This is a genomic window from Xanthomonas sp. LMG 12461 (assembly GCF_009192935.1).
In the GTDB taxonomy this organism is placed as follows: domain Bacteria; phylum Pseudomonadota; class Gammaproteobacteria; order Xanthomonadales; family Xanthomonadaceae; genus Xanthomonas_A; species Xanthomonas_A sontii.
In genome coordinates, this window is sequence record NZ_NQYT01000067.1 from 43,333 (window position 1) to 50,755 (window position 7,423).

The window sequence follows — 7,423 nt, forward strand, 5'->3', positions numbered from 1 at the left end:
GCTCAGGCGGAGGTCGCGTCGCTGCGCACGCGCGGTGCACGCCCCGGCAGCATGCGGGTCAGCACCTCGTCGCGCCGGACCCAGTGATGGAACAGCGCGGCGGCCACGTGCAGCAGTACGACGACCCATGCGATCCATTTGCCGATGAAGTGGTGCACCACGTCGATCGGCGCTTCAAACGCCTCCCAGCTCAGGTGCCAGGTGCGGCTGATCCAGGCGAACAGCGCGGTCTCGTTGAAGCCGGGAATGCGGAACAGGCCGAGGTCGGTCGGCGCGCCGGTGCCGATGTAGCCGGTCAGCGGCATCACGATCAGCAGCGCGTACAGGCCCCAATGCGCCAGATGCGCGAGCCGGTGTTCCAGCGCCGAGCCCGGCGGATCGTCCGGTTGCACGTCCAGCCAGCGCCACAACAGCCGCGGCAGCACCAGGAACCCGACCAGCAGGCCCAGCACCCAGTGCAGGTTGAGCACCGGCAGCGAGGCGTCCGACGTGTCGTCCATGAACCAGATGACGTAGTACACCACCGCATAGGCGCCGATGAAGGCGGCGGCGGTGGTCCAGTGGAACAGCTTGGCGAGGGCGCCGAAGCGCTGTTCGGTATTGCGCCAGTGCATGTGCGTGATCCTGGTCGAGTGGCGAGGCGGGAGTGCTGCGGAATCAGGGCGTGCGCAGGCTGTCGAGCAGCCGGTCCAGGGCGTCCAGTGCGTCGGCCAGCCGTGCGTGCAGGTCGGCGTCCGGCTCGGCGATCCAGAACGCCGCCTCGGTGATCGCGCCGTAGAGCATGCGTGCCATCACCCCGGCATGCAGCGGCGCCACCGTGCCGGCGGCGATCAGGGCTTCCAGCGCCGCCTGCAGCGCGGCGATGCCCACCGACTGCGCCGCCGGCGGCACGTCGCCGAACACGGCGCGCGCGTCCTGCAGGATGATCCGGCGGATCTCCGGTTCCAGCGCCAGTTCCAGGTAGGTGCGGCAGCGGCGGCGGAAACCGTCCCACGGCGTGGGCGCGGCGTCGGACACCGCCTGCAGGCGCAGGCCCACCTCGGCCTCGATCTGCTCGATGACCGCGATCAGCAGGCCGTCCTTGCTGCCGAAGTGGTGATACAGCGCGCCACGGGTAAGACCGGCCTCGGCGGTCAACACGTCCATCGAGGTGTGCGCGAAGCCGTGCGTGGCGAACGCCTGCCGCGCCGCAGCCAGCAGGCTGGCGCGGGTTGTCTCGATCATCTCGCGGCGGCTGCGGCGTTGGTGCATGGGCGGGCCTTCATTCACATACGTGGCGTACGTTATTTGCGTACAGTGCGTATGTCAATGTGTCCCGGTCGGTTCGGCGTGCGCTGGGCGGCTTGGCCGGCACGGCGGCCGGTGCGCTCCGAAGGCCTGAGATTCGAGTGGCTTGCCCGTCCTGCGAACGTCTCGGCCAGGGCCTCTCAGGCATCGACAGCGCGATCGCGGCGGCGTGCGGAATGCGCCTGGTCGCAAACCCAAATGATGCTGGTGCCTGTCGCGAAGGCCGTCGTAAAGGGCGCCGTCGCGGCGGCTCAGGACTGCGCGACGGAACCGCCCATCGTGCGCATGCGATGCACCGGCACGACGCCGACCTCACCGTCGCACTAGCCAAGGCCTTCACTGCGGGTGTGGTCTGGTGACCGCTGTGCAACCGAATTGGAGTGTCGAATGGACACCACGCTGATGCCCTGGGTCGCCGGACTGTTCGTCCTGCTCATCGCCGCGATGCTGTATCTGGTCACGCGCGCCAAGAAGAACCGCAACCGCCCGGCACAGGATCACGCCGCGACCAAGAGCGACGTGGACAGCGCGGCCAAGCGCTAGCGTCTCGCGTCGGGCGCGGTCGCCTGCGCCGTGCTCAGGCGTCCGCGTCGATCGGCGCGAAGCGCGGGCGGCGTACGCCATCGATCTCCACCTGCTCGACGAACATCGGATACGGCCGCACCCACAGCGTGCCTTCGCCGTACAGCGGCCGGTACAGCACCAGCGGTTCCAGCGTTTCGCTGCTGCGGACCATGCCCAGCACCTCGTATTCGCCGCCCTTGAAGTGGCGGTAGCGGCCGAGGGCGATGGAAGGCAGTGGGCTGAGGTCGCGCATGACGGTGTCCTGGTGGGCGGGAGCGCGAGTGTAGCCGTCTGCACCTGCGCTCTCTGCGTCGCGAGGGCGAATTGCGCGACCGCGGCGGTTCGCCGCGTCGTGACGACGGAACGCTCCTGCGGGGGAAACTCAGGCAACCGGCCTTAAGAAGCAGCGTCCATTGTCGCCCGCAGGCTTCACTTCTGCGCACGTCAAGGCGCCAAATCGGCGAAGTCGAACGCCTGCCCCGGCTCGGCGGCGACGAAGTCCGTTGCGGCGATGCCGGCCAGGTGCAGTGCGGCGGCCAGCGCTTCGCGCGGCTCATCACGCCCTTCGTCGGTGAGCTGGAAGGTGCCCCAGTGGATGCCGAGCGCGCGCCGCGCGCCGGTGTCGCGGAAGATCCGCACCGCTTCGGTGGGGTCGATGTGCTGTGGCGCCATGAACCAGCGCGGCGCGTAGGCGCCGATCGGGATCAACGCCACGTCGGGCGCGCCGTGTCGGTCGCGGATCTCGCGGAAGATGGCGCCATCGCCGTAGCCGGTGTCTCCCGCGAACCACACCGATCCCCGCGCGGTCTCGACGAAGAAGCCGGACCACAGTGCCATCCTGCGGTCGGCGATGCCGCGGCTGGACCAATGGTTGGCGCGGGTCAGCGTCGCCGTCGCGGTGTCGCCGATCGGCAGCCGGTCGTGCCAGTCGCCGGTGGCGATGCGCGCATCGGGCACGCGCTTGCGCAGCAGGACGTCGTTGCCCAGCGGCATCACGAACAGCGGCTGGTGCGCGTCGTGCAGCGTGCGCAAGGTCGCCAGGTCGAAGTGGTCGTAGTGGTTGTGGCTCAGCAGCACCGCATCGATGGGCGGCAGGTCTGCGAAGCGGATGCCCGGTGCCGTTACCCGCTTGGGCCCTGCGATCTGCGAAGGGCTGGCGCGCTGCGACCACACCGGGTCGGTGAGCAGGTTGAGGCCGCCGGCCTGGATCAACAGCGTGGCGTGGCCGACCATGGTGATGCGCAGGCCGTCGTGCCGCGGTGCAGGCATGGCCGGCGTCACCGGGACCTGCGCAGGCCAGCGCACCGCGCCCATGGCGGCCTTCCAGCGCAGGACCTTGCTCAGCGCATTGTCGATCGTGGGCTGGCCGGGGTTGAAGAAGCGCACGCCATCGAAATGGTCGCTGACGGGGCCACGGTAGTAGGGGTTGGCCATTGAGGCGCGATCCAGGCGATGCATGGGGAAAGGGGAGGTTACCCGCAGCGGCGCAAGCGTGCGTGCGCGCCTGCCTCGGCTGCCGCGATACCGGTCCCGGCCCGTGCCACGCGCGGTGTCATTTCGGCGTGCCCAGCCCACCCATGTTGAGCATCACCCGCAAGCCGATCGCCAGCGCATCGTCGGGCGCACGGCGCGCCGCGGGATTGCCCAGGATGTCGGGATGGACGATGTACTGCACGTTCGGCACCAGGAACAGCGGCGTCTGCGCGATGCGATAGCTGTAGTTGAGTTCGAACATGAGTTCGTTGCGCGCGATGTCCGCGGCCGCGCCGCGCTTGCGCAGCAGGTCGTTCATGTAGCCCTGCTGGTCCGCACTGAAGCGGTAGTAGTGCGCGATCGCGCCCATGCCGTCGCCGGGCCGTGCCGCGAACGGGCCGCTGTAGTACAGGCCGGCGGTGACCTGCAGGTCGTAGACCTGGTGCTTGTCGAACGGTGCGGCGATGTTGCCGAAGGCGACCAGCATGCGCTTGCTCGCCATGCCCTGCGGCCGGTACAGCGCGCGTTCGCCGAGCGCGTAGGCGCCCCAGCGCCCGCCGTCGTACAGGCGCGCGGGGCCGCCGACCAGCCCGCGCAAGCCCCCGGCCTGGTTGTAGCGCAGGTCGCTGTAGTCGGCCGAGTTGTACCAGAGGCCGGCGAGGTAGCGCGGTGCGCCCTTGCCCAGTGCGGGATCGGGTTCGTAGCCGACCTCGAGCGTGCCCAGCACGCCGGTGCTGTCGGCGGTGCTCCAGTCCAGGCCGTGGTTGTTCTTGCGCTGCGGGTTCAGTTCGAACGCACCCACCGAGACATAGGTGGCCTCGGGCTTGTAGCGCAGCTTCGCGCCCCAGTTCACGTAGGGAAAGCCGACGAAGCCGCCATCGGCCTGGCTCAGCTGGAACGGGCAGTCCGAGGCGCTGACGAAGCGGCAGCCGTAGCGGCTGCGCGCGAATTGCCAGGTGGTGTTCATGCGCCCGGCGACCAGTTGCCAGCGCCCGTCGGCGAAGGTCTGCTCCCAGGTCAGTTGCGCCAGTTGCGCCTGCTGCTGCGGGTACCAATAGCCCTGCACCTTGACGCCGTTGCCGATCTGCCGCTGCGAGAGGCTGTCGCCGTAGTACCAGGCGCCGGTGGCGTGCAGCGTGGCACCGGAAATGCCGAACAGGCGTTGCAGATCCAGGTCCGCGCCGGCGATCACGCCGCCGGCATTGCGGTCGCCGCGCGACAGGCCGCCGTCGACATTGCGCGCATAGTCGTTGGACCAGACCAGGCGCGGCGCGATGCCGTGGTCGTCGAGCCATTGCGTGGTGTCGGCGGCAATGGCGCAGGCCGGCAGGGCGGCGGCCGCCGCCAGCAACGAGACGCAGGAAAGAGAACGGGACATGGGACGCTCCACGGACGAGACGAAGCACTCGCCGGACGTGCGCGGTGGGTGCGCGGCGACGCGGCAGTGCGCGAAGGGAAGACACCTTCCGGTCGTGGAGCCGCAGCACGGCGTCGCGTCCGTCGGAGAAGGGCACGCCTGTGTGCAGACCTGTGGGGGGACCGGCAAAGAAACGCGAGGGCAGACCGGAGCGCGTTGCGCGGCGCCGAGGCGCACGCCATCGCCGCAGCGGATGGGCCGCGCAACTGCGCGGCCCATCGAGCTGGAGGCAACCCGTGCGGGTCAGCCCACCTTGCCAAGGCCGGCGGCGGCCATCGCCGCGGCGATCTCCTTGTCGGCGCCCTCGGCCAGCGGCAGCAGCGGCGAACGCACCGTGGCGTGGTCGAGCAGGCCGCGCGCGACCAGCGCCCACTTCAGCGCCACCGAGCCTTCCATGTGCGAGCCGCGGTGATAGACGCTCTTGGTCACCGGCAGCAGGCGGTCGTGCAGTGCGCGCGCCTTGGCATAGTCCTTGGCCTTGCCCGCGGCGATCATCTCCAGCAGCGGCTCCGGGGCGATGCAGCCGTAGCCCACCAGCGCGCCATCCACGTCGAACATGGTGTGCAGCAGATACTCGTCGTGGCAGGTCAGCACCGGCACGTGCGGGCGCTCCTTGCGGAACACCGGGATCTCGGTGTCCCAGCGCTTCATGTTGCGCACGCCGTTCTTCATCGCGACCACGCCCGGCAGCGCGGCGATCTCCAGCAACGTCTCCAGGTCGTAGGTGGCCTTGGTCGCGTCCGGGTACTGGAACAGGATCATCGGCAGCCCGCTGGCCTCGTGGATGGCCTTGTAGCGGTCCTGCGGCGCGCCCTTCTGGTAGCCGAAGCGCAGCCAGCCGTGCGACGGATAGATCAGGCCGGCGGAGGCGCCGGCGGCGACCGCGCGCTTGGCTTCGTCGGCGGCGACGCGGGTGCCTTCCAGGGTGATGCCGGCGATGATCGGGATGCGGCCGTCGACGGCGTCGCGGAAGGCGGTGATCACCTTGGCCTGTTCGTCGCGCTCCAGGAACGTGCCTTCGCCGGCGTGGCCGAGCACGGTCAGGCCCTTGACCCCGTCGATGCCGCCGAGCCAGGCGCCGATGCGCTTGATCGCGGGATAGTCGACGGCGCCGTCGCGGGTGAACGGGGTGACCGGGGCGGGGACCAGGCCTTTCAGGTCGATGGTGCTCATGCTCATTTCCTCTTCTTTGGATCAACGGGGGATGGAATCGAACGCGGGGTCCGACGGGGGTGGTGCGGAGGTGTTGTGCGATGCGCCAGCGGCAGTGCCGGCGATACGCTCAGGGCGACAGCTGCTCCAGCGATTTGCCCTTGGTTTCCAGGGCGAAGCGCCAGGTCACGACGGCGCCGGCCAGCAGCACGGCAGCGAAGGCGGCGAACACGTAGCGGATGCCGAGTCCGGCGATGACCGCGCCGACCAGCAGCGGCCCGCAGGCCGAGCCCAGGCGCAGCCAGGCGCTGCCCAGTCCGGTGCCGATGGCGCGGATGCGGGTGGGGTAGAGCTCGGCCGAATACAGGTACAGCGAGAAGGTGATGGTCTGCACCGCGGCGTAGCCGAGCGCCGCGAACACCAGCACCTGCGGCGCCGAGGTGCCGCCGAGCGCCGCCAGCGCCAGCAGCGGCAGCCCGCCGGCGGCGAACGCCAGCCCGTACCAGCGCTTGCGCCCGACCTTGTCGATCGACAGCGCGCACACCACCGCGGCGGCGACACCGGCCAGCGAGGTGAAGAAGCCATAGGCGATGCTCTGCTGCAGCGACAGCCCGAAGTGCGTGCGGTACAGCGTCGGCAGCCAGGTGATGATGCCGTTGGCCACCAGGTAGGAGCAGAACCACAGGCTCCAGATCACCAGCGTGCGCTTGCGATAGACGCTGCCGAACAGCTCGCGCCAGTCCGAGCGCTGCGCCTTGGGCAGCGCGCTGCGGTCGAACACCGGCGCCGGCAACGGGCCATGGCGGCGCTCGGCGCTGCGCTCCAGTTCGGCCACGATCGCGTCGGCCTTGGCGTAGCGGCCCTTGGAGGCCAGCCAGCGCGGCGATTCGAACATGAAGAAACGCAGCGGAATCATGATCGCCGCCGGGATCAGCCCGACCATGAACATCGCTTTCCAGCCGTAGGCCGGCACCAGGAAGTAGCCGATGCCGCCAGCGGCGACCAGGCCGAGCAGGAACATCACCTCGTACAGCAGGAAGAAGCGGCCGCGCTTCTTCGAACCGATGAGTTCGTTGATGTAGGCGCTGGCCACCGGTACCTCGCCGCCGGTGCCGATGCCCTGGACGAAGCGGAACGCGATCATCGCCGCGGCGCTGCCGGCGAACAGGCAGGCCACGTCCATCGACACGAACAGCAGGATGGTGAACAGCAGCACGTGCAGCCGGCCGATGCGCTCGGCCAGCCAGCCGAAGAACACCGAGCCCAGCAGTTGGCCCAGGTAGCCGGCCGACAGGATCGTGCCGATCTGCGCCGGCGACAGCTGCCATTCCTTGGTCAGCACCGGCATCGCGTAGGCGATGGCGATCACCGTGTAGCCGTCGAAGAACGTGGCGGCGCCGACGATGTTGCGTGCCCACCACACCTTGCGGGTGATCGGCAGGCGTTCGAGGCGTGCGCCGATCTCCGCCTGCGCCTCGGCGATGGACGGGGTGCGGGCGGTGGCGTTGGCGGTGGGGGCAGGGGCTGTGG

Annotated in this window: 8 protein-coding genes; 1 reads left to right on the top strand and 7 read right to left on the bottom strand. The window is 69.6% G+C overall.

Annotated features, from left to right (window positions below; all coding sequences use genetic code 11):
- Positions 1-2 precede the first annotated feature (2 nt).
- Both CEK68_RS17170 and CEK68_RS17175 read right to left on the bottom strand, forming a co-directional pair.
- A complete protein-coding gene (locus tag CEK68_RS17170; protein WP_152240109.1) occupies positions 3-614 on the bottom strand; it encodes a cytochrome b in 612 nt (203 codons plus the stop codon).
- A 43-nt stretch (positions 615-657) separates the two neighbouring features.
- A complete protein-coding gene (locus CEK68_RS17175; RefSeq protein WP_043094607.1) occupies positions 658-1,251 on the bottom strand; it encodes a TetR/AcrR family transcriptional regulator in 594 nt (197 codons plus the stop codon).
- A gap of 423 nt (positions 1,252-1,674) precedes the next feature.
- Between CEK68_RS17175 and CEK68_RS21070 the strand changes: the two genes are divergently transcribed.
- Positions 1,675-1,830, top strand: a complete 156-nt coding sequence (locus CEK68_RS21070; protein ID WP_017910105.1) for a hypothetical protein — start codon at positions 1,675-1,677, stop codon at positions 1,828-1,830.
- A gap of 34 nt (positions 1,831-1,864) precedes the next feature.
- Here CEK68_RS21070 and CEK68_RS17180 read toward each other — a convergent pair whose 3' ends face one another.
- The 5 genes from CEK68_RS17180 to CEK68_RS17200 all read right to left on the bottom strand — a co-directional run.
- Positions 1,865-2,104 (bottom strand): DUF1653 domain-containing protein, encoded by a 240-nt coding sequence (locus tag CEK68_RS17180; protein ID WP_152240110.1) that lies wholly within the window; start codon positions 2,102-2,104, stop codon positions 1,865-1,867.
- Positions 2,105-2,295: 191 nt separating this feature from the next.
- On the bottom strand, positions 2,296-3,285 hold the full coding sequence (locus tag CEK68_RS17185; protein ID WP_152240111.1) for an MBL fold metallo-hydrolase: 990 nt from the start codon (positions 3,283-3,285) through the stop codon (positions 2,296-2,298).
- Positions 3,286-3,403: 118 nt separating this feature from the next.
- Positions 3,404-4,702, bottom strand: coding sequence for a carbohydrate porin (locus CEK68_RS17190; RefSeq protein ID WP_193314238.1), 1,299 nt, complete (start codon positions 4,700-4,702; stop codon positions 3,404-3,406).
- 282 nt (positions 4,703-4,984) lie between these two features.
- Positions 4,985-5,914 (bottom strand): dihydrodipicolinate synthase family protein, encoded by a 930-nt coding sequence (locus CEK68_RS17195; protein WP_026144587.1) that lies wholly within the window; start codon positions 5,912-5,914, stop codon positions 4,985-4,987.
- A gap of 109 nt (positions 5,915-6,023) precedes the next feature.
- A partial coding sequence (locus CEK68_RS17200; RefSeq protein ID WP_226977938.1) for an MFS transporter occupies positions 6,024-7,423 on the bottom strand: 1,400 nt, incomplete at its 5' end.

What these genes read in the sequence shown, in the direction of transcription:
- CEK68_RS17170 (WP_152240109.1), bottom strand. Translation starts at nt 614, where the DNA reads ATGCACTGGCGCAATACCGAACAGCGCTTCGGCGCCCTCGCCAAGCTG.
- CEK68_RS17180 (WP_152240110.1), bottom strand. Translation starts at nt 2,104, where the DNA reads ATGCGCGACCTCAGCCCACTGCCTTCCATCGCCCTCGGCCGCTACCGC.
- CEK68_RS17175 (WP_043094607.1), bottom strand. Translation starts at nt 1,251, where the DNA reads ATGCACCAACGCCGCAGCCGCCGCGAGATGATCGAGACAACCCGCGCC.
- CEK68_RS17185 (WP_152240111.1), bottom strand. Translation starts at nt 3,285, where the DNA reads ATGGCCAACCCCTACTACCGTGGCCCCGTCAGCGACCATTTCGATGGC.
- CEK68_RS17195 (WP_026144587.1), bottom strand. Translation starts at nt 5,914, where the DNA reads ATGAGCACCATCGACCTGAAAGGCCTGGTCCCCGCCCCGGTCACCCCG.
- CEK68_RS21070 (WP_017910105.1), top strand. Translation starts at nt 1,675, where the DNA reads ATGGACACCACGCTGATGCCCTGGGTCGCCGGACTGTTCGTCCTGCTC.
- CEK68_RS17190 (WP_193314238.1), bottom strand. Translation starts at nt 4,702, where the DNA reads ATGTCCCGTTCTCTTTCCTGCGTCTCGTTGCTGGCGGCGGCCGCCGCC.